Consider the following 24,900-nt stretch of genomic DNA (forward strand, 5'->3'; position numbering starts at 1 on the left):
GTACACAACAAGTCATATGTAAAAATATTAAACACCCGGCATAGTGGCCACTACATCCATCTTGGAGAACCTGAATGGGTGATCACTGAATTAGAAGTGTATCTTAAAAGTTTAAAATAGTTTTTATCGCGGTGTATATTGTATATCTTTCGGGATACGAACCATTCACGGTACGTGTTGGACAATAACCAAATATGATGAATTCAATTTTCTTAATTTTTCTCTTTTTAATCCAAAACTGGAGCCAAATACCAAAGGAAAATATTAAAATAGAAACCAAATATTTTATGTTCTCTCATGAAGAAGAGCTTTCAAAAAAAAACTATGGCAAATTAAATGTTCTTGGTGCTTGTGGAGGAACAGGGGCATTAGGATTTGATACGCTTGATATAAAATATAGTCAGGAAGAAAATAAGATTAAAATATACGCGGAATTAATCGATAAAGAAACAAATGAAAAATACCTATTTCCGAGAATGATTTTAGCAACTGTAAGAGAAGACAATGATATATACATACCTAAATCTAAAATCATTAAACAACTGGATGCGACAAATGTGATTGCGGGGGAATTTAACTATACTTCTAATCAAAATATTTATATCTGGGGTTTAGGTTCAACTGTTCTGGAAATCAATATTGAAATTTAAAAAAGGGCTAACAACAATGATCAAAAATGGACCTTTTATTGTTTTTTACCTTTATGATGGTTTGGTAGACAAAATCTCCGTAATCGATGGTTATCAATAAAACAGAACTATGAATAAAATACTTACCATAATTTTAATTTTCTTGTTGGTCGTTTCTTGTGCTAAGAAAAACGAAAAAAACAAAATTCTGTTCATAGCCACCAATGTCAGTGAAATGAAAAAAGAGCCCAATGGAACTTATCTCGTTGAATTGGCTATTCCATTTAATCAATTTGCAAAGAGTGGGTATTCCATAGATATCGTATCTCCAAAGGGTGGAGACATCCCGATTTATCATAGTGGAGATACCACTAGCGAGGTAAAATCAATCATTGAAAGTGATTTGTTTCAAAACAAAACAGAGCACAGTTTAAAGCCTTCGGAGATCAATCCGGAAGAGTATCTGGCTGTTATAATTCCAGGTGGATATGGACAGTTTTGGGACACGCATAAGAACCAGGAGATTCTCGAAATTATTTCAAGAGTATATGATGCAGGTGGAGCTATTGGAACAATTGGGCATGGTGCGGCAACACTTATGGATGTGAAGTTGAAATCCGGAGCATATTTGGTGAAGGATAAAACGATGACCAGTTTTCCGAGTTGGAATGAAAAAAACATTATGAAACAGTCTGACTTTGGAGCGTTACTACCGTATGATATGGAAGTAGAGTTACAAAAAAGAGGAGCCAACCTAAAAGTGTATAATCGCGAAAAGAAAATCAACTATGAAATCGTAGATGCTAAAAATAGGCTGGTTACCGCATCATTTTCAACGGGAGGAGAATTTGTATCGAATGAAGTTTTAAAATTGATTACACCTGATACAACTGAGGAATGATACTAATCGAATGGATATTAGATGCTTTAGTGTGGTTTTTTGAAGAAATCATAATTGAGGGATTTATCTATGTGTTTTATAGATTACCAAAGAAAGGATTCAGATATTTGAGAACAAAATTTTCAAAGAAAAGTTGAACTTTTTGAAATGACAGAATCTCAATTGGTAACGACCCAATAAATGAACAATTTAAATCAAAGACTAGAATTCCATCCGGAAATGAATCTATATAGCCAATATGTACACCTGAAGCATGAAGAGAGTTTTGTGGAAGTTGGAGATTATGTCCAATCTGAACAAGCCATAGGTCTTTCAGGAAAAACGGATCAAACCGACATGGAACATCTTCATTTCAATGTGTTAAAACCAAATGATTCCGGGATGGAATCTACACCCATTGAATTTGTTGGCGGTCATAAAGGTGCTGATTTTAAAAAAGGCGATTGGATTAAAAAATAATGAGTGAAGAACTATAGTACCATAGGAAAATACAAAACCTTATTGATCCATTAGATAGTTTAATCAACTTATTGACGTCAAAACAAAAGCTTCATTTATACTATGCATCAATACAAAATTTAGAAGATGAGATTTCATACACGTAAATGGGTAAAACCCGAAGATTTAAATCCAAATGGGACATTGTTTGGTGGTCGTTTATTGGCCTGGATTGATGAAGAGGCTGCATTGTATGCGGTGGTACAATTAGAAAATCAAAGGGTGGTGACCAAGTTCATGTCCGAAATAAATTTCAACAGTAAAGCTATGCAAGGCGATATTGTAGAAATCGGAATAGAGGTGAAGAAGTTTGGCAAAAGCTCTCTGGTCCTTAAATGTGTGGTAAGGAATATGATGACCAGAGAAACCATTATTACCGTAGATAATATTACTATGGTGAATCTGGATGAAAATGGAAAGCCGAAACCTCATGGTAAAACAGAGGTGGAATACGTTAAAGGTCGTCTCGATCCGGAAGAAAAGTAGACAATCTATATTTCACCACAAATTTTTGGGCCTGAGATCGAGAAGTACCACTTTGGACTTTCAGCAGATACATTCCCGAATCCAGGCTTTGTGTATTTATGATCAATTCGTTATTAGAACCAGGTTTTTCCAGTCTCGGTAACTTGTCCCTGCGTAGTGATTTCATAATCGCAAAAAACAGTGGCTAAATAATCATCCACATAAATGATCTCCGTATTGCTAAAAGTAAGTGTTTGTTGATCGGGAGTATGGATAAAGTCACTTAGATAATCGCCCAATTGGGTTATAACTTTTATTTTGAGGATAAAATCGAAGATCGTGCATCTTTTGTTTTCGAGTTTAGAATAGGAGTAGGCATAGATATAGGTTATTTAAAACGAAAGGAACATTTGAAGGAATAATTGGGAGCATATTAAGTGACATACGGGTTATTTAAAATGTTAAAAATTATACCCACATGGGTCATTTATAGGAGAAGCAAAATTTGTATTTTCATACATCCAATTAATCGATGGTAAATCTCCCCGTTATCATATTGTTGGAATATAATAACCATTTGTTGTTGACTTGGTGTATAGGTAACTATACTGTAAACATGAGGTCTAAAACAAAAAATAGAAATACAACATATAGAGGAGATATATGTAGGGGTACATATATACGTACGTTACCTTTAATTGTGAAGAACAGAGAGAACGAATATTAATTATGCCGAACAAAACGAGATAGAAGTTTTAATCAGAAACAATTTTGGAATTGAATGAATTAATGGCATCTTAATTTGACGAATGTAATGGAAAAACAAATGACTTTAGATTATTAGACAATGGAAATACAGACAAACTTTTGGACTTTTTTGGGTTTAGGAATTGCTTTATTTGGGTCTTTGATAGCTTCGGAATACAAAAAAAATGCTAAAATCGATGTAAATGATTTGGCTTCAAGGTTTTTTCTTTGGTTTTTGGTTGTTTTAATTTTTTTAATTCTTTTCTACGGAGAAAAAGGAACCTTAATTTCAATAGGTTTTAAAAATGTGACTTCAAGAACTTTTCTCATAGGAATTTTAGGAGGAGTCGGTTTAATGGTTATCATGGCAATTATTCAAGTCATATATAGAAAAAAAGGAAACGGTAGCCCTGAAAATAATTATGAAAAAATAATTAAACTTTCGTATCCTTATAGAATTTTTATTGTTTTGACCGCTGCTTTTGCTGAAGAAATCCTTTACCGGGGTTATGCAATCGAACGTCTTTCATTGTTTACCCATAATATTTGGATAGCTGGTATAATTTCCACAATATTTTTTACTGTGGCTCATATTTATGCATGGTCGTTGCGACATCTCATACCTGTTTTTTTATCAGGATTGTTTTTGGCTATTTTATATATCATCGAAAGAGATATTGTAGCCTGTATCATCGCACATTTTATTGTGGATAGTGTTGCTTTTATAGTTATGCCGATCTTAATAAAAAGGAAAAAATAGGACTCTCCATAAAATAAACAACTAAAGGTAACAATGTATAACCGCAATTATGACGGATTCTGAGTTAATAAATGTTGGAAGTGACAGTATTTGTTTTATCATGAACTGGAAAGAGTTACCAGTAGTTTTTATAAAAAATTAAAAACTATATAGTTAGAGGTAGTCTTTAAAATCTTTAAAACGTTTACTTGCACTATTCCAATTAACCTATGGTAAATTATCCAGTTGCGATATTTGGGAGTATGTATATGACTGTTTGCTGTCGGTGGTAATAATTAGAAAAAGTACCTATAATGAAATATGAAGGATTTGTTCATACGGATTATGTTGAAATAGCTAATTCATTTACTGAAAACTTCGTTTCTAAGGATGAAATCGGAGCCTCACTATGTGTCTATCATAAGCATGAGAAGGTAGTAGATGTTTGGGGTGGATTTAAAGATGTTGACAAAACTAAGAGATGGAACAAAGATACAGTAGTCCCAATCTTTTCAACAACAAAAGCTGTTAGTTCGGCTTGTCTTGCTATGCTACACAGCAAAGGATTGTTTGACTACAAGGATAAAGTTTATACGTATTGGTGTAATTTTAAAATTAATGGAAAAGAATCCACGACAATTGAAGAATTACTTCAACATAGAGCTGGGTTATCTGCAATTGATAAAAAGCTTAACATCAACACAATTAACGATCATGAGTTATTAGAGCAAATAATTGAAACACAAGCCCCACATTGGAAATCTGGAGATTATCAAGGATATCATGTATGGAACATTGGCTGGTACATAAGCTCTTTAATTGCCAAAATGGATAATCAAAAAAGATATTTAAAGGATTTTTTAGAGCAAGAAGTGTTATCAAATATTGAAGGAGAAATCAGAATAGGAATATGCAAAGATTATGACTTAACCAAAATTGCTCACTTAAAGCCCTTCTCAAAACTTAGAGGGCTTTTTTCCATGCCTTTTAAGTTTGTTTTTGAGTTTTTTAAACCATGGTCTTTAACTTATAAATCCATGCTAAATCCAACTTTTGTAAGTAACCATAGCAACTTTAATAAATCTGAGATATTACAATTGGAAATGGGAGCGGGAGGAGGTGTAGCCAATGCAAGAGGGTTAGCCTCCTTTATTGATGCACTTTGCAATGAAAAACATGTTCTGGGTTTGAATAAAGAAACACTTGGTTATTTAATGACATATCCTAAAAAGCCAACAAAAGGTTTTGTAGATATTGTTTTTAAACAAGACTTATTCAGATTTCATGCTGGATTCATGAAACCTTCTGAGAAACACAATTTTTCTCAGAGCACAAAAGCATTTGGTGGATTTGGAGCAGGAGGTAGTTTTGTGTTTCATGATCCTGATAAAGAGGTAACTATTGCATATACAATGAACAATATGTCCTCGCAGATGATGAACATGGACAGAGAAGTAAATATTAGAGAATCAGTATATAAAACTATTACCAATAAAAATAATGAGGGGTGATTTGCTTGGGCGAATCGGAACTTTGAGTCAAATACTTTCTTATCGTCAGTCCGTTAGGCTAACAATTCTCTACTATGAAATTAATATTTCTGAATCCGTTCCATCACTTCTTTCCCACAATCTATTCTATCCCATATTTTGGACCCACCGGTGAATCGGTAAAATTGATAATATTGGGTTAAAGCCAAAACACCCAGATCGGATTTTAGAACTTCTTTTTCGGTCTTCTTTCCCACGAGTTTTCGATCTTCCATGTGAAATTCCCGGAAGTATTCCTGAATCTGCGCTTTGATCTCGTCCGCAGTGCCTTCCACCTGGCAATACTCATAATCAAAGCGTAAAGTGACGATGTCATTCCGAAAAAAAGGAAACTCCATTACATGCCATCCTGTTTCAGATTTAACCAAAAATGCGACTCCGGTTAAACGCGCCTCAATTTGGGATCTATGAACGGTTTCGGATGAGGTGATCACATTCATTTCCTTTTTGATGTTAATGAAATCACCCACACGAATCCCAATACCTCGATCATGAAATACATCCAGAATCTGAATTTTATAACTGTGATCGGTATGACTCACAATTTTCGATTTGACAATGAGTGAACTCCCAAAGAATAGTCTATGCATTTTGGTTGCTTGTACCTCGCTTTTAGCCGTATTGACAGACAAAACCAGTACAAAGAGTAGAATGTATTTTAAAACGTTCAAATCAGTCTTTTTTACAATAACGCATTCATCCATTTTAAAGTTGATTTAGCCACCTGATCGCTGTAACTATCTCTTAATCGTAGTCTATATTCACCATTCAAATGTGCATTGATATTGGCTTCCATAGAATCAAAATACACAAAACCATGATCGGTATGGGGAATTATCTGGTAAGATGCATTTCCAGGATGTTTGGAATTGACCACTGCTGCTAAGGTACGAATATGATTGGCATTTAATGCTTCAATATCAAATTCTCCATACAATGCCAAAACATGGCTATTCACTTCCAGCCAGGTATCTACAAGGCTTATTTTATTGAGTGATTGCCAATAAGTATAATGTCGGTTGAGGTAATACCCATTCTTAAAGTCTTCCAGAATTCCGTCTGCCTCCAGCATTTTTCGAATAGATTCATCTTTGAGAATTTCAGTATTGGTTTTATTGGTCATCAACATTTCATACCAAAATGGAATGGCATTCCGAACATTACTTTCAATATCCGCAAAAGGGGTATGAAACATTTCTCCCTGTACACGCGTCATTTCCTGCATATACTCAAACCAGGTGTTGATGATAATCCCATAGGTAATCACACCTTTAGGAGAAAACTCTTGAGCCAGTAGAGGGGCGATAATCCCACCCATAGAATGACCGAACAGGAAAATATTTGAGGTATCGATCATGGAATTCTTTTGCAGACTTAAGTAACCTTGTCTGAAACCTTCCAGTTCTTCATTAAAGTTTTGATCCATGCATCCTTTTTCGCATTTACTGTCGCCCATATTCGCTTTTTCTACGCGATATACGGCATATCCTGCACGTACCCAATCCTGAATGAGTTTCGTAATCGTTAGATCAGGAACGGTAGACAATTCTACGGTTTGACAGACATAACCTTGTAAGAAATAAATCACCGGTGGATTTTGAATGTCTTTTGGTGTATATAAAATAGAACGAAGTTGGTTTCCGGGATAGTTCACCTGATCATAATAAATATGGGCTTCTTCGAAAACCTCAATCGGTCTTCCAATGGCTTTTGTCGATTTGGTGATCCATTTTCTATTTTGATAAAAAGTGATACTGATTTTGTCGTTGGCGCGCACGTCTTGAATCTCGGCAAACAGATCATTCATGCTGTTGATTTCATGATCATTGATATGAGAAATGATAGCACCATCTTTCATTCCCACTTTACTGGCGGTTGAATTTGGAAAAACAGTAAGGACATAAATTCCTTTTCCCTTTTCCATATGATGCGCAGTAGAAATAGAATCATTCATAGTTTGTAAACGTACCCCTAAAGAGGCTTTACGTTTTAATTCTTGTGCATTTACAGATATGGAAATAGTGATACATAGAAATGCGAATGCCAAATGTTTCAATTGATGTGTGCTCATTATTTGAGGTATGATTAAAAAAATGATGGAACCTGGAAGTTGGTCTTAATTCTATTTCAGCAAATTTGAATTTTGCGCTTAAAAGGGCAGGGGTAATTATTGCTAAAAACAAAAAAATGAATTAACCAATAAGTGCTTTTCGCAGATTTTTTGGATCAGAGAATCCAACGACTTCTGAAGCTGATGTGTATGTATGTCCTTGGTGTATAAGTTTTTTAGCAGCTTCTAATTTTAAATTTAGCGCATACTGGTAGGGTGTGCATTGATAAAAATCCCGAAAACTTCTGACAAAATGGTATTTCGACAAACACGAAACGGCCGCCAGTTGATCAATATTTATTTTTTGGTCGTAGTGCGCATGAATAAATTCACGGGCGGTGGAAAGCCGTCTGTATAGTTCTTCTTTGGTATGTTTTTTAGATGACTTTAAGTTGAGAAGTTGCTGGTTTAAGTTCAATTGATCTTGTACCAAATGTTCTGCTAATCTCATGTAGATGAGATGAAAATCAATTGGGGAGTTAAATTCACTATTTTGAATAATCCTCGGGAGGTATTCCTTTAAAAATCTTCCCGTGTTTGTAGACAGCAAAACGTTGTTGTTTTGCGTAAAATGAAATGGAGTAGAGTCAACCTGTTCTAATAACTGTTCTTTCGTTTGAACACGGTAATTATAGGCTTCTTCAATAATCTGTTTGGGCGGATAGATACAAATTCCCTGCGTGATCTTTGGGGTATGGATATCAATCTCGAATTCATCTCCATGATTGACAATAAGGTAATTATTGGCTTGAACGGTATAACGTTGGTTGTTGACTTTATAATGCTCTGTGCCCTCACTTACAATTTTAATGGAAATAGGAGAGTCCACCACCGTTTTATGATACTCCTTTAGATGAGATAGAATAAACTTACTTTGAGCGTTTTCACTATCTGCGGACTGCGTGTCAATATTTTTTAGAAACGTTTGAATGGTTACCGAATTTGAGGTAAAGCTAGAAAGAAGCTTTCGTTTTACCATTCAATAATTGGCATGAGGTCGTATGACTGGATAAGTGGGGGATTTATGGGGTGTAATTTGAAAATGAATTATTTGTTCAACATTTTCCAGATTTGCTCCGTCATTTCCTGAGCGGCTCTTTTTTTATTTGCTAATAAACTTAAAGGTCTAAAGTCTACATGAGCCAAATCCCAATGAATCAAACTTCCTTCTGAAATAAATGGCGCAGCATTTTGTTCTAATGCGATGGATAGTCCTGAACCTTGTGATTGCTGAAATAAGAGCTCATATTCGTTAGGAATGATGTAGTTGGGGATGATGGCCGGACGTTTTCGATTAAACGTATCAATCCAAAAGAGTTTAATGTAACCTACAGCGGGATCATGTGCATACCATTTTTGTTGAAGCAGCATTTTTTCAGCCTGATCAGGATGTTTTTTCATAGTGTCTTTTATTCTTTCTAAATTGATATCCGGAGTACCCACCAGGATGAGGTTCTGACGTTTTAGCGGACGACATATAATATCAAAAGTGTTGATTTCATCAGGAATAATAGCGTAAAGCAATTTACCTTCTTCCACATCGCGAATTAAAGATTGTTTGTTACCAAATTTGATATGTACAAATTCACCGAGTTGCATCACCCGGTGACATAGGGTGGTTTTATACAGATGTTCTGAAATTCCAATAGTAATAATGCTTTTAAGATTAGACTTTTTATGTTGAAGCTGATACTCGACTTCTTCCAATGTTTCAATAGAACCTGAAATCATAGTATTCAATACTTTACCTTCATCGGTTTCTAAAACGCCTTTTGACTTTCGGATAAATAATTTATGTCCCAGATGTGCCTCGAGAGTAGATATTTGTTGACTTACTGTAGGCTGACTGATACTTAACATTTCTGCTGCCTGACTTAATGATTTGGTTCTATATACCGCTCTAAACGTACGTAACCACTCTAAATTTATCATGATATTGAAATTTCAATATCAAAAGTACAAATTATCTATTTTTATCAATAACATATAATCTGTTCTTTTGGATTCTCGAATTAATAATCAAATTAAAGAACCATGAAAACAGTAGAACCAAAAGGAAAAATAGCGTTGGTAAGCGGTGCAAACAGAGGTATTGGTAAAGCCATCACCTTAGAATTATTAAACAAGGGAGCGGCTAAAGTTTATGCAGGTGCCCGAAATGTAGAAACCTTAAGTGAATTGGTCAGTGCATTCGGAGATCGTGTGGTCCCAATCCAATTGGATGTAACAGATGACCATTCTATTCAGAGAGCAGCTTCAAGTATTGATGAACTGGATATTTTGGTAAACAACGCAGGGATATTTGCTTTGGGAGGCATTTTATCGGATGCAGCATTAAGTAGTTTAAAGTCTAATTTAGACATTAACGTTTGGGGACTTGTAAAACTGTCTAATGCTGTATACCCTCAATTATCAAAAAGTGAAGGTTCAGCCATTATTAATATTTCATCTTTAGCGGGATTGGGAAATATGCCAATGGCTGCAACATATTCAGTGAGCAAAGCAGCAGTACATAGTATCACTCAGGGAATGCGTGCAGAACTATCAGATAAAAATACTTTAGTGATGGGTGTTTATCCTGGACCTATTGACACAGATATGGCTGCAGGTTTGGAGATGGATAAGGATAGTCCGGGAAATGTGGCTCAAGCTATAGTGAATGGATTAAAGGAAGGAAATGAAGATGTATTTCCGGATGTGATGTCTCAACAAGCAGGTAATTTTTACTTGTCAAGCCCAAAGGCAGTAGAGCAGGAGTTTGCCAATTTTAGGGCTTAATTCGTAAAACATCATTTTAATTTAAAAGGCATCAGTATTTTACTGGTGCTTTTTTGTTTTAAAACCATTGCTTTCTTCAAGAGCGGTTATAACGGTATAGGTTTTATGTGTATTAGTATTTTTTATAGATGTTGTTTTTCAATCATATTTAAATATGTTTAATTTGAAGTATGCTCAACAGGTCATGAAGTTCAGGTGACTTGTAGCTTCAAATAATCAAATTGTACACTTAACATTATTAATACGAATAACGATAAAATTAGACTTATGGAAAATTCAACAGAAGGAAAATGCCCTTTTCATCATGGGGCCAATACAGAAACAAGCACCACCGTAATGGAATGGTGGCCCAAAGCTTTAAATCTTGATATTTTGCATCAGCATGATACCAAGACCAATCCAAATGGAGTCGAGTTTAATTATCGTGAAGAATTTTTGAAATTGGATCTGGAAGCAGTAAAAAATGATCTGAAGGATTTAATGACGGATAGTCAGGCGTGGTGGCCAGCAGATTGGGGACATTATGGCGGATTAATGATTCGGATGGCGTGGCATGTTGCCGGTACGTATAGAATGGCTGATGGACGAGGAGGAGCAAATACAGGGAATCAACGTTTTGCGCCCCTGAATTCGTGGCCGGATAATGCCAACCTGGATAAATCCAGAAGATTACTGTGGCCGATAAAAAAGAAATACGGAAATAAAATTTCATGGGCCGACCTTTTTATTTTGGCTGGAAATATGGCGTATGAATCTATGGGTTTTAAAACTTACGGTTTTGCCGGTGGGCGTGAAGATATCTGGCACCCGGAGAAAGATATTTATTGGGGTTCTGAAAAAGAGTGGTTGGCACCAACAGGAAGTGAAGGAAGCCGTTATTCGGGAGAACGTGATTTAGAAAACCCATTGGCAGCGGTCATGATGGGATTGATTTATGTCAATCCGGAAGGAGTAGATGGAAAACCGGACCCGATAAAAACAGCAAAAGATGTGCGGGTCACATTTAAAAGAATGGCCATGAATGATGAAGAAACTGTGGCGTTAACTGCCGGAGGTCATACGGTGGGGAAAGCCCATGGTAATGGAGATGCTTCTGTACTTGGAGATGCTCCTGAAGCTGCTGGAATTAATGAACAAGGACTGGGATGGTCCAATCCCAAGAATAATGGAAATGGGGTAGATACTGTTACCAGTGGATTAGAAGGAGCATGGACCTCGACACCAGACCGATGGAATAGAACGTATTTTCATGTATTGTTAAATCATGATTGGGAATTAACCAAAAGCCCAGCGGGTGCGTGGCAATGGGAACCTGTCAACATGAAAGAAGAAGATAAACCGGTGGATGCGTATGATGCCAACGTACGTAGAAATCCAATTATGACTGATGCCGATATGGCCATGAAAATGGATTCGGAATATCTAAAAATATCCCAAAGGTTTTATGAAGATCCAGCGTATTTTGAAGAAGTATTTGCCAAAGCATGGTTTAAATTAACCCATAGAGATTTAGGTCCAAAAATTAGATATCTGGGAGCTGATAGTCCTAAAGAGGATTTGATTTGGCAAGACCCGATTCCTTCGGGGAATGCTAACTTAAGTGCTAATGAAATAGAAAATTTAAAAGCTCAAATATTAGCGACTGATTTAACATCAGCAGAGTTAATAAATACCGCATGGGATAGTGCCCGAACATATAGAGGTTCGGATTATAGAGGAGGTGCAAATGGAGCGAGAATTCGTTTAGCACCACAAAAAGATTGGGAAGGAAACGAACCGCAACGTCTGCAAAAAGTATTACATACGCTATCCGATATCAAAAATGATTTTAATTCAGAAGTGAGTCTGGCCGATCTGATTGTTTTGGGAGGAAGTGCTGCCGTAGAACAAGCCGCTAAAAAGGCTGGTGTGGATATTACGGTTCCTTTTATTCCAGGGCGAGGAGATGCCAAGGAGGAAATGACAGATACAGAATCGTTTGAAGTACTGGAGCCGTTACACGATGGATTTAGAAATTGGCAAAAAAAGAATTATTCGGTACATCCGGAAGAGATGTTGTTGGATAGAGCGCAATTAATGGGTTTAACTGCTCCTGAAATGACCGTTTTAATAGGAGGGATGCGCGTTTTGGGAACAAATCATGGGCATAAAACGCATGGGGTGTTTACGGATAACGTAGGCGTATTGTCTAATGATTTTTTTGTGAACTTAACGGATATGAATTATTCCTGGAAACCTACCGGGAGAAATAGCTATGATATAGTAAATCGTGAAACTGGAGAAACACGATGGACTGCCTCACGCGTGGATTTGGTTTTTGGGTCTAACTCGATTCTAAGAGCCTATTCGGAATATTACGCACAAGATGACAATAAAGAAAAATTTGTACAAGACTTTGTGAATGCATGGGTAAAAGTGATGAACGCTGATCGTTTTGATTTAAAGAAATAGTGGCTAAAAGCTTTTAAATAAAAATCCCCTTTCAATTCAACGAAAGGGGATTTTTATATTCTATAAGTTCGTTTATTTTTTTACAAAAGATATCGTTTTAGATTCCTGGGTGTTTTTTGAATATGACTTTAAAAAGTACATTCCACTATGTAGAGATTCCATGTTGATAGTTCCAAGTGTCCCTTTACCAATTGTAATATCTCTATAGACTAATTCACCTGTAATACTGTAAATGTTAACGACTAAATCAGACCCGCTTTTGTTTTCAAATCGAAGAATATCTGAACTTAAAGGATTTGGATAAACAGAAAAATCGAGTCCTTCATTTAATGTTGTAACACTATTAATGGTCTTGTCAATTTTAAATTGAACAATCATCGGTTTGTGCGTATAACTGGCCACATTATAATATCCGGTAGCCAAAATCGTGTTATCCGAACCCAAATGAACTGCATTTAATAAATCATAACTCGGACTGATAGAAGTACTGAAAATTCCGTTATCCTGAAAACTGGAATCTATACTGCCATTACTATTTAAACCCATGGCAAACAAATCCATTTGTTTGTTACTGGCCGTACCGGAATTACCTACAATGACGATTTTTCCATTATCGCGTTCCAAGCCATAGATCCCATAGGTATCTTCTCCGGGAAGATTAAACAGAAATTCACCATTATTGGCAAAAGTTTGATCTTTTGAGCCATTTGGCAATAAACGCATAGCATACACATTAATCTTTGAGGTAGTAGAATCCAGTGCAAATCCCACACTTAAAATTTTATCATCATTAAGAATAATACTCTGATATGGAAAAGAATAAGGATACTTACTACTGGAAGTCCAATTTGAGGTGAAAGAAACGTCTTCATTTCCGTTGGCTAACAAACGTACCAGGTTAGGAGAGGAGTTGCTTTGATTAAAACCCGATAGTATAATTTTATCATCAGTCTGAACAGAGAGCCCTCTGCAAATGTCTTTCCCTCCAAAATCTTTTTCCACTATACCATGGGTACCAAAAGTACTATCAATAAGTCCGGTGCTTAAGAAACGCGCAGCGAAGAAATCACTATTAGACGAAGATTTCTCAATATAACCGGCCAGGACAATTTTGTCATTTTGCATGGCAACTGACCGTCCAAAATAGTGTTTTGAGGTATTTAAAGTTCTGGAATACCCTGTTGTATTAAAACCGGTATCCAAACTGCCATCCGTGTTAAATCGGATTACAATACCATGGAGTTTCCCTTGATAATATTCTTGTCCGGCAATAATGATTTTACCATCATCCTGAAGAACCATAGAATAGGCTACACAGGTTGGTAAAGTGGTAAGCAATTGGACTCCTGTAGTATTAAACGTAGAATCAGGGGCTCCATTTTTTAAGTATCTCGCTACAAAGGGATAGGTGTCATTGGCAGCCGGACTGTAGGATGAACCACAGATCAGGATTTTTCCATCTGTTTGGACTGCAGATAAGAGCGCTTGATCATCTCCACCATTTACAATTTTTAGTTTATTGAGCCCATTCAAAGCATATGAGGAGTCTATTTGAACTGACTGTGAAAAGGTTAAAAATGAAATCAGGGTAAACAATGAGGTGAGAAATATTTTCATAAAGGTGTTTTTGAATTATGGGCTAAATATAAAGTCCAGTCAAGAAACAAGAAAATATTTTTATCAATAATAGTAGGTGAGTGCTTAGTTCTGCGGAGCTAAAAACTAAGGATAGCTATAGATTATATTCTCGCATGATCTTAGCAAACTCTCGATAAGATTTTCTACGATCTTCGGCATCAAATACATGGGTGATGGCAATGAGCTCATCCACTTGTGTAGCTTCAATAAATGATTTGATTTTTGCTGTTACGGTTTCTTTATTCCCAATAAAAGCATACTTGGCCATTTGTTGAACCGCAGGCTGTTGGATGATTTCACGGAATTGATCTGTCATTTCAAAGGGAGCTTCCATTTGACCACGTCTGCCAGTCAAAATTCCAATAACCCGAGAATAATAGGATGTTGAAATACGTTCTGCTTCTTCATCTGTATCGGCAATAATCACAGATATTCCAGCTATAGTGTATGGTTTTTCTAAAACATCAGATGGTTGGAATTCACGATGGTAAATTTCTAATGCAGGAAACAATTGAGCCGTGGCAAAATGACTGGCAAATGCATAGGGAAGTCCCTTAGCAGCGGCTAAATGTGCACTATCGGTGCTGGAACCCAAGATGTATAATGGCACATCCACACCTTCGGCTACTTGAGCCCGAATGGGTTGAGTCGCATTATCTGTGGAGAAATAGTTTTGAATTTTTTGAACTTCACCCGGAAAATCTCGAGCGGCTTGATAAAAATCTGAACGTATGGCACTGGCGGTAGCCTGATCTGTCCCGGGCGCTCTACCTAAGCCTAAATCAATACGATTTGGATACAAAGTACCCAATGTACCGAACTGTTCAGCCACAATTAATGGAGAATGATTGGGAAGCATGATTCCACCGGAACCAACACGCATTCGTTGTGTCGCTTCTGCAATTTTTCCAACCAGGATGGAGGTGGCACTACTGCCAATGGCTACAGAATTATGATGTTCTGCTAACCAATATCTGGTGTAACCTTCCTGATCTGCTAATTGCGCTAATTTTACAGAGTCTTCAAGTGTTTGACCTAAAGATTGTCCTTTGGAAATAACGGCTAAATCTAAGATGGAATATGCCACTTTTTTGTTCCCCATGGTTCATTTTTGAAGGACACAAATGTAGTGATGAATTTATAAGTGATAATTGCCCCGGGTTTTATTTTCAATTTGGCTTGACCCAAAACGAAAAAACATTTTCATCTTTGAATCCTTCAAACTATAAAATGAACACCAAAGCACGAATCGCATCCATATTTCAAGCAGAAACGCTTTCTGAAAAGATTACAGGTTTTCCTGCCTTTAGCTTAAAACTGTTACAATGCGATGAAAACATAGATTTGGAATTGCCAATACATATGCGATTAGGTCATATGGTAGAAAGAATAGTAGGAGAATTGCTCAAAGCATCAGGTAATTTTAAAGTGCTGCATGAAAATGTTCAGATTGTAGAAAACAAAAGAACAATTGGAGAAATAGATTTTATTCTTCAAGAAATGCCCACTCAAAAAATCATACATCTGGAATTTGCATACAAGTTTTATTTGTTTGATCCTGGAATCTCAAAAAACACCATAAACAATTGGATAGGGCCTAATAGAAATGATTCGCTGATTGAAAAAATACAAAAACTCAAAGAACGGCAGTTTCCCATATTGTATACACCACAAGCAAAAGAACGATTATCTGAAATACATGATGACATTCAACAAGAATTATGCTTGTTAGCATCTTTATACATTCCGTATAACTATAATCATGATTTTGATCCTGAATATAAAAACGCGATTAAAGGCTATTATTTACATTTTGTAGATTTTAGGAATTTAGATCATTCACAGGTTCGGTATTATATCCCGGATAAAAAGGAGTGGGGCATGGATCCTTCCGAAAATAGGGTTTGGTTGTGTTATGAAGATATTCAAGAGAAAATACATTTAAGAACTGAGGAAAAGCAAACCCCTATGGTATGGTTAAAACGAGAAGGACATTGTGAAGCGTTTTTTGTCACCTGGTGGAGATAACTACTTTAAACTTTGTTTTACGGTCCGGATAGAGTTATTGGGAGATAATTATTTTTACCACAAATAAATTTTCATGAAAAAGTCAATCATATTTGCAGGCTTATTGGCCTTTGGAATACTTACCAATTGTACTGATCCCCTAAAGGATGTTGCAAAAACAGCGCAAACGATAGCCCCAAAAACAGAATCTCCCAAGGAAATGCTGAAACAGGCGTATCAGTTGTTTAAAGAAGGAGACGATGCACAATCCATTGAATTGGCCAATAAAGTGTTGGAGATTGGACAAGAAACCGAAAATGATACTTTGATTGGAAAAGCTTTAACTTCTTTATGTCGGAATGCCCAACGAAGTCTGGATACCACAAGACTGGCTGAGTTAAGTACGCAGTTGAGTGAATTGTCTCAAACAACAGGAAATCCCCAATGGATGATGTATCGTGCACATATGAATGCGGAAATGTGGCGTTTGATTGGCGAAATGGATCGTGCCGAGAAGTACTACAATGAAAGTTTAAAAATCAGTGCAGAAACAGGTGCAAAGGGAATGTATACTATCGATCATTTTAACAAATCATTTGTGTCTATAGCTAAAGGAGACTTTGATACGGCAAAAGAGCTGATTCTAAAGTATTACGCATTACGAAAAGAGGCAGATCCGGAATCGGAAGATGCATATGGGTTAATTGCGTTATCATATTATTTAGAACAACAGAAAAATTACGAAGGGGCTTGCGAAGTGGCATTGGTGACACGTAGACTATTTAAAGAACAAAACCTTTTTCCGGAACCACCTGATGAGAAACCGTTGTTAGCGGTAGAAGCAAAGGTGAATGAAATGATTTCTGAAGAAAGAAGAGCCGAAATCAAAACAAATTCAGCGTCTTTAGATGTAACCGGTCTTCTGGAGAAGTATTTGTAATGAGAACTTTTATTGGGAAGACAAAATAGTAAGATTCCGGTTTTATATTTAGGGAAATGAGAGTTTAATGAAATGTGTGTAGTTTGGCGGTAGGGCTTTTAGTATAGTGTAAATAGGTTTTAATAGGATGTTACGAACTTAATTTATTCTGATATTCCTTTTTAAGAATACCGTCTTTAAACCAGGAGATTAAACATAAAAAACGTTCCTTTTTTCCGGGAAGCCCGAAAGTATCTATTTTCTTGTTGGTGACCCGAAGTCTAAAAGAACTATTGGTAATGGCTTGTTTAACATTTTTGAGTTTGGATTCCGGAATATTAAAACTCGACATAGCCGTTCGGATAATTTCGGTATAGGAAAGTGGACGATCCTCTTTTTGAAGTTGATTGAGAATAAACTGTCCCCAAATCGATTTTCTTCCTCGGCTATTTTTTTGATCGGAATCTACTCGTTGTCTATTCTGTTCATGAAGTTGTAAAGAAATTCCATACGTCTCTGTATCGACTTGTGTTAAATCATCCGATTCCAGCTTTTTAAGAATCGTTTTAAAGTGCTTCACCCTACGAAGCGCCTCTTCCAATTGTTCAAGATAAAATCGTTTCATTTCTGACCGATCTTCTTGAGTTAGTTTTAGATTGACCATGATATTTAGTGTTAGGTTTGCTAACAAAGTTAATAAATTAAAAATAAAACATCTGATTACTAATGTTTTATAATCTTTTTGAAATATTAAAATAACGTTTGTTCGTTACTAAACTGAATAATGGAGAGGGATGCATTTGTAGCCGTTTCCAGATAATTGGAAATGTATTTGGAACTTATTCCGGATGGTTTTGCGGTGATGGTATGAGGTTGAAGTTGATTAAAATGCGTTGTTTTTTTGTGGGGTGCAATAAATCCGAATCCATAAAATTGGAAATCTTTGATTAGAATAAAAGCTGTTTCATTTGATTTTCTCCCTTCTTCCCAGATCACAAAATCTTTAGGATGTTCAGAATGATTATTCAACACATTAGAAAAGTTACTGTTGTGCTCTTCATCTGTAATGTGAGAAAGTCCGGCTATATCGATTTGACAAAATTTCGGATTGAGCTGATAGGTTTTAACCAATTCATGTAAACGTTCCCGGGCGCTTAACATACTGTAAGCGGTGATCAGTTTTTTACCTGAGAATTTACCAGACATGATTCCGATTCGCCAGTTATTGTTTTGATCTGAATAATAACTGATATGAAACTTTTTAGGGTTGTGTTTTTGTGCTTTGTTATACGGTGGCCAGTATTTTCTTATTTCGGAGTCTTCGTACAACAATGCTAAAAACTCAGAACCTGTGAGATAATAGTCTATTTGGGCCACTTCTTTATGAAAAGCTGTAGACTTGGATGAAGTTTTATCATTGGAGAAATGCTGCGCAATTCTGGATTTGATCTTAATGGCTTTTCCAATATACAGGATTTCACCCACGTCATTTTTTAGATAATATACTCCGGGCTGCTCGGGTAGGTTATTAAAGATTTCAATATCCAATCCTGACGGTAGATTGATTTCTTTTGATTTCCCCTGAATATAGGATTTCCAGTAATCCGAAATATCCCGTTGAAGCAACTCATGGAGCAGGTGTACTGTAGTGATGGTATCACTCATCGCCCGGTGTGCATTGGGATTATGGATATCAAAATACGAACTGATATTGCCTAAAGAATAAGATCGTTGTCCCGGAACGATTTTTCGGCTATATCGAACGGTACACATTTTCATTGGCGTAATAGGGAAGCCTGCTTCTTCCAATTGTTTTTTGACGAATGAATAGTCAAAATTGACATTGTGTGCCACAAAAACTTTGTCTTGTAATAATTCCGAAACGCGTGGTGCAATCTCATTAAAATCCGGGGCATCTTCAACCATTTGATTGGTGATTCCGGTGAGGTTGGTAATAAAACTGGGAATATGAATTCCCGGATCTACTAAAGATTCGTATTCTTCCAAAATGTTTTCGCCATCTGTAATCACAACAGCGATTTCAGTAATCTTAGATTGACTGGCATTTCCTCCGGTGGTTTCGATATCTACAACTGCGAATAACATTGCTTCAAAAGTATATGTTCTGCTTTTTGTAATTTGATTTTGCTGATATATTTGTGCATCTAATTAGAAAAGGATCGTGAGACTTGTACTAAACGCCATTCAAATCCTGTTGATCTGGATATTGACCTTACTAAGTGCTATCTTAGGTTTGGTGATTTTACCGTTTGTAGGACAAAAAAAATCCATTTGGGTCAGTTCCAAAATATGGTCCGTACTGGTTTTGGGCGTGTCCGGAGTTAAAATAGAAGTGGAGGGCGTAGAGAATATTCCTACGGATCAACATGTCATTTATACTTCCAATCACGAGTCTGCATTTGATATTCCCATTTTGTTTAAAACGATTCCGGTTCCACTATTTTTTCTAGCTAAAGCAGAATTGAAAAAAATCCCGGTATTTGGTTGGTATGTCGAAGCAGTGGGGATGGTCTTTGTAGATCGTAAGAACCATCAAAATGCGATGGAAAGTTTGAAAAAGGCCGGACGTGAGATCAAGAAAGGCAAAGATATTATTACTTTTCCGGAAGGGACGCGCCCAAGAGATGGGCAAATGAAACTATTTAAAAGAGGTTCTTTTATTCTGGCGTTAGAAAATGAAATCAATATGGTTCCGGTGGCGATTATTGGTTCCAAATACATTAACCCTCCCGGGTACAAGATTAGACCAGGTAAGGTGACGGTGAAAATCGGTAAAATTGTAGATGTATCAGAATTTGATGTGAATAAACCGGATGTCCTGGCCAAACATATTGAAGATCAAGTGAGAGAAATGTACGGAATTCCGGTTAGAGTGGATGTCTAATCTTGATATTGTTCCAAACCGCCTTCTAAACTGTAAAACTGATTTTTGAACTCATGCTTTTGTAATAACATGATGGCTTGCTGACTTGTAACCCCTTGATTACAATAGATCAGAATAGCACCATCTTTAGGGATTTCATCTAATCTCCAGTCTAGTTCTACAAATGGAATGTGTTGTCCACCTATATGATATACTTCACGTTCTTGTTCAGATCTGACATCCAATACTTGAAATTCCTTTTCTGATGCTTTGAAATCTTTTAAAGAAATGAATTGATATGCAGAAGGAACTTCACATTCTAAAGCATAATCTTCTTCTAGTTGGGTAATATTTAATGATTCGTCTTTTGTGACATTCAAAATCATTTGTTGCATGCTGAGGGTGTTGTAGGTCAGTAGTTTACCAGATAATGGTGTGCCAATATTACAAATCATTTTAATGACTTCATTGGCTTGAAAACTCCCTATAATCCCCGGTAAAATACCTAGTACGCCAATTTGTGAACAATTTGGAACTTCACCAGCTTTAGGAGGTGTGGGAAACACACAACGATAGGTCGGTCCGCCTTTGTAATTAAAAACAGATACCTGACCTTCAAATTTGTAAATGGAGCCGAATACCACTGGTTTTTGAGCTAAAACGGCAGCATCATTAATTAAATAACGGGTAGGGAAGTTGTCTGTTCCATCTACCACAATATCATATGATTCAAAAAGCTTTACGGCATTTAAAGTGGTCAGTCTTTCTGTATAGGTTTCAAATTGGATAAATGGATTGAGTACAGCTAGTTTTTTTGCAGCTACTTCAGCTTTGTATTTTCCTACATCCTCATGATTATACAATACCTGACGTTGAAGATTACTTACATCAATACGATCATGATCGATGATTCCAATGGTGCCTACACCCGCTGCAGCTAAATATTGTAGAATGGGGCATCCCAGTCCACCCGCGCCAATCATTAAAACTTTGGCAGACTTTAGCTTTTCCTGACCTTCAGCACCAATTTCATTTAAGATCAGATGACGATTGTATTGTTGTTGCTCTTTTTCTGTAAACATGCAGCTACAAAGATAGAGAAGGGCTGATAGAAATTAGGTGAAAATCTTATGGAACAATAACTTTTATAATTCGAATTAAAGTAAAAGTGAATCAATTAGGGCGATTTTCATAAGTAGGTAAGAAGGAACGCTTATAGCTATTGTTAGCTATAGCCATTTTTTATTCATTTAGTCGCGATTCGATATCCATTCTTTGATGTAAAACTCTGATAATTTCAATTACCTGTTTCTTAGAGTTCGTTTTGTAAAAAATGGAATGAGATTTTATTTTGGAACGGAAATACCCTTTTTTAAGGTGGTCATAATTTTTTCCGGACTTTGGATTATTTGCCAAATACTCAATTTCGTCCATTATAAGGTTGAAATATCTATCTGCTTGTTCAAGTGACCAGTTTTCATAAGTGTAAATCCAAATGTTTTCTAAATCTTGATTTGCTTCGTGACTGATTTTATACTTCATTCTTCAGTCAAATATCTATTATGAAGACTATTTAAAAGTTCTTTACGGTCGAAATTTTCAACAAAACCAGATTTCTCACCCTTTTTTAACTTTTTAATCAACTCGGTTTTTTTAGATTCTTCGTGCTCGAACATCCTTAATGCTGCCCTTACAACCTCACTTGCTGAAGTATATTTTCCAGTTTTAATCTGTTGGCTTATAAAACTGTCAAAATAATCGCCTAATAATATAGATGTATTTTTTGCCATAATTCCAAAAATATCACTTCAAATATACCAAATGTTGGTATTAAATCGAAATAGGGTTTTCTGATTTCGTTTTAGATGGGTTGTGGCTAATGAATTTAGTGGACTAACAATTACGTTGTTTAAAGCTTAGTATTTTAAGTGCCTGCTAAAATTTCCAAAGTAGGCGACAACAAACAGTTGCTTATAGCCATTGTTAGCTACTGCTATTTTTTTCTTCTAAAAATATAGTGTCTTGGTTTATTTAAATCAGTAATGTCCATAATTGTTAATTCGCTTTCATTTAAGCTTATAATTTTAAATGTCCTTATACTTGGAGGCTCGTATAAATTTGGCCCATGAAACCGATATTTCTCTATTGTAAACGTATTTTTTAAGGTATCTAAATGAAAAATACCATAACAATGGCCGAAGAGTAGTTTGTTCTCATATTGAAAATCCCACTCACAACTACATATTGTATCGTCCTTTGTAAATGATTCTGTTTGATAGGCTTTATTCCGAATTTTAGCATCTTCTGCACTAATAAAAAAAAGTAAAAAAGGTATATCCTTCATGTACCTCCTTTTATTGGTTTTCTGATCACTATGGTAATACTTTTCACTAAGTTTTCCTTTTTGTTCTCCTTTTATCCCTACTTGGACTAATCGATATTCCCGATTATTTAATTTTAATTCTGAATAATCTATTGTGAATTGAGCTTTTGTGGTGAGAAAGGTCACGAGGGAAATTATTATGAGAAGGTATTTCATAGTATTGTTTTTTTGCTGTAGGTTTTGAAGTCAGTATTTGTTTTTTAATGGTTGTCAACAATTGTATAAATATAAGATCTAATCTAAATAACTTCAAAAGACTATAACCATTTACAATAGGATATTTCATTATATATGCTTGCCTGATAATCAAGTCATTGGTAAGAACTGTTCCCAATCTTTCCAAACGACTTCAAAGCCTTTGGATTGCAGCATTTGTTCAATTTCTTCGGTAGTTCGATTATCAGAAATTTCAAATTGTTCCAATGATTCCGGTTCTACTGCATAGCCTCCCGGATTGGTTTTAGATTCTGCGCTTACGGTTGTAATTCCTAAATGGACGACATGATCTCTAAATAATTCACTTTCTCTGGTCGATAGCGATAGCTCCACATCTTCATCAAATAATCGATACGCACAGATTAATTGCACCAAATCAGCATCGGTCATTTCCACTTTGGGTTGAACATCACCGGTATGCGGACGTAACCTTGGAAACGAAATAGAATATTTGGTTTTCCAATAGGTCTTTTGGAGATATTTTAAATGCAATGCAGTGAAGAAACTATCTGCACGCCAATCTTCCAGACCAAATAATGCGCCTAAACCAATTTTATGAATTCCAGCCCTTCCCAGACGATCCGGGGTTTCCAGACGATATTGGAAATTGGATTTTTTACCCTTGGGATGATGTTTTCTGTATTCTTCCTGATGATAGGTTTCCTGATATACCAAAACCGCATATAATCCATTTTCAATCAAAAGTTCGTATTCGTTTTGATCTAATGGTTGTACTTCAATGGTGATATTGGCAAACTGTGATCGGATGAGTTGAATGGCATGATTGATATAATCTACACCGACAGTTCTGTTAGCTTCACCGGTAACGAGTAGGATATGATCGTAACCTTTTGATTTTAAATAAGCCACTTCTTGCAAAATCTCATCATCGGTAAGTGTACGCCTAGGGATTTTGTTGGTAAAACTAAAACCACAATACGTACAAACGTTTTGACATTCATTACTCAAATACATAGGTGCATACATCTGCATGGTATTGCCAAAACGTTTTTTGGTTTGCCGCATGCTGATTTGCGCCATTTGTTCCAAAAATGGTTTGGCAGCAGGGGAGATCAAAGCTTTGAAATCCTCCAAAGTTCTTTTGGGGGCATACAGCGCATGTTGTACATCTGCTGTAGTTTTAGAAAGGATACTATCTAAAGTATGCTCCCAGTTATATTGATCAAATATGTCTTTAAACGTTTGCATTAATTCGATTCACTTAAGAAACTCGTTAACGGACTACTTGCTTCCGCGTGTTTTTGGATCGGAGCCAATTTGGCTTCATAGGCCATACGTCCAGCTTCCACAGCCATTTTAAACGCTTTGGCCATTTCAACCGGGTTTTGAGAAACCGCGATAGCAGTATTCACCAATACTGCATCAGCACCCAATTCCATGGCATGTGCGGCATGTGAAGGGCTACCAATTCCAGCGTCTACTACCACAGGGACATTACTTTGTTCGATAATGATTTCCAGGAAGTCCATGGTTTTTAAACCTTTGTTACTTCCAATAGGTGCACCCAAAGGCATCACACATTGGGTCCCGACTTCTTCCAATCTTTTACATAAAACCGGATCGGCATGGATATAGGGCATCACTACAAAACCCAATTTTACCAATTCTTCAGCGGCTTTTAAGGTCTCAATTGGATCCGGAAGTAGGTACTTGGGATCCGGGTGGATTTCCAGTTTTACCCAGTTGGTTTCCAGTGCTTCTCTGGACAACTGAGCCGCAAATACAGCTTCTTTGGCATTTCTTACACCAGAAGTATTTGGGAGTAAGTTAATCCGTGGATGATTCAGATGTGTCAGAATATCATCTTGTTCATTCTGAACATCCACACGTTTTAAAGCTACCGTGATGAGCTCACTTTCTGAAGTCAACAAGGCATCACGCATGAGTTGACTGGAACTGAACTTTCCCGTTCCGGTAAATAGTCTGGAATGAAACGTTTTATCTGCTATATGTAATGTTTCCAT

The 24,900-nt window shown here is 36.3% G+C and carries 27 protein-coding genes; 11 read left to right on the plus strand and 16 right to left on the minus strand.

The genetic code is table 11. The features are described 5' to 3' along the window. Positions 1–194: 194 nt before the first annotated feature. From KFE94_16235 to KFE94_16250, 4 genes are all read left to right on the plus strand, one after another. Complete coding sequence (locus KFE94_16235; GenBank protein UTW66179.1) at positions 195–650, plus strand: hypothetical protein; 456 nt, start codon at positions 195–197, stop codon at positions 648–650. Positions 651–759: 109 nt separating this feature from the next. Then, a complete protein-coding gene (locus tag KFE94_16240; protein UTW66180.1) occupies positions 760–1,530 on the plus strand; it encodes a type 1 glutamine amidotransferase domain-containing protein in 771 nt (256 codons plus the stop codon). Positions 1,531–1,710: 180 nt separating this feature from the next. Next, on the plus strand, positions 1,711–1,989 hold the full coding sequence (locus KFE94_16245) for a peptidoglycan DD-metalloendopeptidase family protein (GenBank protein UTW66181.1): 279 nt from the start codon (positions 1,711–1,713) through the stop codon (positions 1,987–1,989). A gap of 126 nt (positions 1,990–2,115) precedes the next feature. Beyond that, a complete protein-coding gene (locus KFE94_16250; protein ID UTW66182.1) occupies positions 2,116–2,514 on the plus strand; it encodes an acyl-CoA thioesterase in 399 nt (132 codons plus the stop codon). Here KFE94_16250 and KFE94_16255 read toward each other — a convergent pair. Together KFE94_16255 and KFE94_16260 are read right to left on the minus strand one after the other, a co-directional pair. After that, complete coding sequence (locus KFE94_16255) at positions 2,483–2,680, minus strand: T9SS type A sorting domain-containing protein (protein ID UTW66183.1); 198 nt, start codon at positions 2,678–2,680, stop codon at positions 2,483–2,485. The genes KFE94_16250 and KFE94_16255 overlap by 32 nt on opposite strands. Beyond that, complete coding sequence (locus KFE94_16260; GenBank protein ID UTW68317.1) at positions 2,628–2,792, minus strand: hypothetical protein; 165 nt, start codon at positions 2,790–2,792, stop codon at positions 2,628–2,630. Before KFE94_16260 ends, KFE94_16255 begins: the two co-directional genes overlap by 53 nt. A gap of 548 nt (positions 2,793–3,340) precedes the next feature. Here KFE94_16260 and KFE94_16265 point away from each other — a divergent pair. Then, positions 3,341–4,000, plus strand: coding sequence for a CPBP family intramembrane metalloprotease (locus tag KFE94_16265; GenBank protein ID UTW66184.1), 660 nt, complete (start codon positions 3,341–3,343; stop codon positions 3,998–4,000). A gap of 293 nt (positions 4,001–4,293) precedes the next feature. After that, complete coding sequence (locus KFE94_16270; protein ID UTW66185.1) at positions 4,294–5,490, plus strand: beta-lactamase family protein; 1,197 nt, start codon at positions 4,294–4,296, stop codon at positions 5,488–5,490. Positions 5,491–5,570: 80 nt separating this feature from the next. Here KFE94_16270 and KFE94_16275 read toward each other — a convergent pair whose 3' ends face one another. From KFE94_16275 to KFE94_16290, 4 genes are all read right to left on the minus strand, one after another. After that, complete coding sequence (locus KFE94_16275) at positions 5,571–6,233, minus strand: hypothetical protein (protein UTW66186.1); 663 nt, start codon at positions 6,231–6,233, stop codon at positions 5,571–5,573. Next, positions 6,212–7,600 (minus strand): PDZ domain-containing protein, encoded by a 1,389-nt coding sequence (locus tag KFE94_16280; GenBank protein ID UTW66187.1) that lies wholly within the window; start codon positions 7,598–7,600, stop codon positions 6,212–6,214. The genes KFE94_16275 and KFE94_16280 overlap by 22 nt, the downstream gene beginning before the upstream one ends. 121 nt (positions 7,601–7,721) lie before the next feature. Beyond that, on the minus strand, positions 7,722–8,618 hold the full coding sequence (locus KFE94_16285; protein ID UTW66188.1) for a helix-turn-helix transcriptional regulator: 897 nt from the start codon (positions 8,616–8,618) through the stop codon (positions 7,722–7,724). Between the two features lie 68 nt (positions 8,619–8,686). Then, complete coding sequence (locus KFE94_16290; GenBank protein UTW66189.1) at positions 8,687–9,571, minus strand: LysR family transcriptional regulator; 885 nt, start codon at positions 9,569–9,571, stop codon at positions 8,687–8,689. A gap of 102 nt (positions 9,572–9,673) precedes the next feature. On the opposite strand from KFE94_16290, the gene KFE94_16295 reads away from it, so the two are divergent. Together KFE94_16295 and katG are read left to right on the plus strand one after the other, a co-directional pair. Next, positions 9,674–10,417 carry an SDR family oxidoreductase gene (locus tag KFE94_16295; protein UTW66190.1) on the plus strand — a complete coding sequence of 248 codons (744 nt, stop codon included), beginning with the start codon at positions 9,674–9,676 and terminating at the stop codon, positions 10,415–10,417. A gap of 267 nt (positions 10,418–10,684) precedes the next feature. Continuing rightward, a complete protein-coding gene (katG, locus tag KFE94_16300; protein ID UTW66191.1) occupies positions 10,685–12,868 on the plus strand; it encodes a catalase/peroxidase HPI in 2,184 nt (727 codons plus the stop codon). Between the two features lie 72 nt (positions 12,869–12,940). Here katG and KFE94_16305 read toward each other — a convergent pair whose 3' ends face one another. Beyond that, positions 12,941–14,485: a T9SS type A sorting domain-containing protein gene (locus tag KFE94_16305; GenBank protein ID UTW66192.1), complete on the minus strand. Its 1,545-nt coding sequence runs from the start codon at positions 14,483–14,485 to the stop codon at positions 12,941–12,943. A 115-nt stretch (positions 14,486–14,600) separates the two neighbouring features. Further along, positions 14,601–15,608 carry an LLM class flavin-dependent oxidoreductase gene (locus KFE94_16310; GenBank protein UTW66193.1) on the minus strand — a complete coding sequence of 336 codons (1,008 nt, stop codon included), beginning with the start codon at positions 15,606–15,608 and terminating at the stop codon, positions 14,601–14,603. On the opposite strand from KFE94_16310, the gene KFE94_16315 reads away from it, so the two are divergent. Beyond that, on the plus strand, positions 15,587–16,534 hold the full coding sequence (locus tag KFE94_16315; GenBank protein ID UTW66194.1) for a DUF1853 family protein: 948 nt from the start codon (positions 15,587–15,589) through the stop codon (positions 16,532–16,534). The genes KFE94_16310 and KFE94_16315 overlap by 22 nt on opposite strands. Before the next feature lie 73 nt (positions 16,535–16,607). Then, complete coding sequence (locus tag KFE94_16320) at positions 16,608–17,453, plus strand: hypothetical protein (GenBank protein UTW66195.1); 846 nt, start codon at positions 16,608–16,610, stop codon at positions 17,451–17,453. Between the two features lie 130 nt (positions 17,454–17,583). Here the strand turns inward: KFE94_16320 and KFE94_16325 are convergent, their stop codons facing one another. Next, entirely contained in the window at positions 17,584–18,096 is a 513-nt protein-coding gene (locus KFE94_16325; GenBank protein ID UTW66196.1) for a hypothetical protein, read from the minus strand. Positions 18,097–18,182: 86 nt separating this feature from the next. Next, positions 18,183–19,538: a GIY-YIG nuclease family protein gene (locus tag KFE94_16330; protein ID UTW66197.1), complete on the minus strand. Its 1,356-nt coding sequence runs from the start codon at positions 19,536–19,538 to the stop codon at positions 18,183–18,185. 76 nt (positions 19,539–19,614) lie between these two features. On the opposite strand from KFE94_16330, the gene KFE94_16335 reads away from it, so the two are divergent. Beyond that, positions 19,615–20,337 (plus strand): 1-acyl-sn-glycerol-3-phosphate acyltransferase, encoded by a 723-nt coding sequence (locus KFE94_16335; GenBank protein ID UTW66198.1) that lies wholly within the window; start codon positions 19,615–19,617, stop codon positions 20,335–20,337. Here KFE94_16335 and KFE94_16340 read toward each other — a convergent pair. The 6 genes from KFE94_16340 to KFE94_16365 form a co-directional block, all read right to left on the minus strand. Next, positions 20,334–21,398, minus strand: a complete 1,065-nt coding sequence (locus KFE94_16340; protein ID UTW66199.1) for a HesA/MoeB/ThiF family protein — start codon at positions 21,396–21,398, stop codon at positions 20,334–20,336. The genes KFE94_16335 and KFE94_16340 overlap by 4 nt on opposite strands. 160 nt (positions 21,399–21,558) lie before the next feature. Then, positions 21,559–21,858 (minus strand): type II toxin-antitoxin system RelE/ParE family toxin, encoded by a 300-nt coding sequence (locus KFE94_16345; protein ID UTW66200.1) that lies wholly within the window; start codon positions 21,856–21,858, stop codon positions 21,559–21,561. Then, positions 21,855–22,106 (minus strand): type II toxin-antitoxin system ParD family antitoxin, encoded by a 252-nt coding sequence (locus KFE94_16350; protein UTW66201.1) that lies wholly within the window; start codon positions 22,104–22,106, stop codon positions 21,855–21,857. The genes KFE94_16345 and KFE94_16350 overlap by 4 nt, the downstream gene beginning before the upstream one ends. A 203-nt stretch (positions 22,107–22,309) precedes the next feature. Then, complete coding sequence (locus KFE94_16355; GenBank protein ID UTW66202.1) at positions 22,310–22,855, minus strand: hypothetical protein; 546 nt, start codon at positions 22,853–22,855, stop codon at positions 22,310–22,312. 150 nt (positions 22,856–23,005) lie between these two features. Then, entirely contained in the window at positions 23,006–24,124 is a 1,119-nt protein-coding gene (thiH, locus tag KFE94_16360) for a 2-iminoacetate synthase ThiH (protein ID UTW66203.1), read from the minus strand. Beyond that, positions 24,124–24,900 carry a thiazole synthase gene (locus tag KFE94_16365; GenBank protein ID UTW66204.1) on the minus strand — a complete coding sequence of 259 codons (777 nt, stop codon included), beginning with the start codon at positions 24,898–24,900 and terminating at the stop codon, positions 24,124–24,126. The genes thiH and KFE94_16365 overlap by 1 nt, the downstream gene beginning before the upstream one ends.

It is taken from the genome of bacterium SCSIO 12643 (assembly GCA_024398135.1).
Classification (GTDB): Bacteria; Bacteroidota; Bacteroidia; order Flavobacteriales_G; family Salibacteraceae; genus CAJXZP01.